Origin of the sequence: Qingrenia yutianensis (genome assembly GCF_014385105.1) — a bacterium.
GTDB lineage: Bacteria > Bacillota > Clostridia > UMGS1810 > UMGS1810 > Qingrenia > Qingrenia yutianensis.
Map to the genome: position 1 here is coordinate 1 of NZ_JACRTE010000096.1, position 646 is coordinate 646.

Consider the following 646-nt stretch of genomic DNA (forward strand, 5'->3'; position numbering starts at 1 on the left):
CCCAAATTTTGTGTAAAGTCTATACAAGACCTCCAAGATGATATATAATAAAAATATCATTTTGGAGGTTTTAGTTATGCCTAAGTACAAATTAAGTCCCGAAGAAAGGGCAGCGGAAAAAGAAAGAAAAGAAAATTTAAGAAACATCATGAAAGGTCTGGATGTAAAAAGTTTTGATGACCTTAAAGATGTATTCAAACTTATGGTAGGAGAAATGCTTGAAAACGGTCTTGAAGGTGAGCTTGATGATGAACTTGGTTACACCAAGTACGACTACCGCAACAAAGATGGCGAAAACAGCCGTAACGGTTACTCAAAAAAGACTTTAAAGACAAGCTTCGGCGAAACAGAAATCAAAGTCCCAAGAGATCGTGACGGAGAATTTGAACCACAACTCGTAAAGAAAAATCAAACAACCCTTACCGGGGATATCGAAGAAAAGATTCTTTCTATGTACGCCAAAGGAATGACAACAAGCGATATTGAAGCTCATATTCAGGATATATATGGCTTAGAATGCTCTGATTCAACCATAAGTCGTATAACTGATAAAATCCTTCCAGTAGTCAGGGAATGGCAGTCAAGACCACTCGAAGAAATATATGCGGTTGTCTTTATGGATGCTATACACTTTCACGTAAGAAGC

Annotated in this window: 1 protein-coding gene; it reads left to right on the forward strand. The window is 37.3% G+C overall.

What is annotated here, in order from left to right; all coding sequences use genetic code 11:
* Positions 1-76 precede the first annotated feature (76 nt).
* The coding region (locus H8706_RS12270; RefSeq protein ID WP_262432863.1) for an IS256 family transposase at positions 77-646 on the forward strand (570 nt) is incomplete at its 3' end.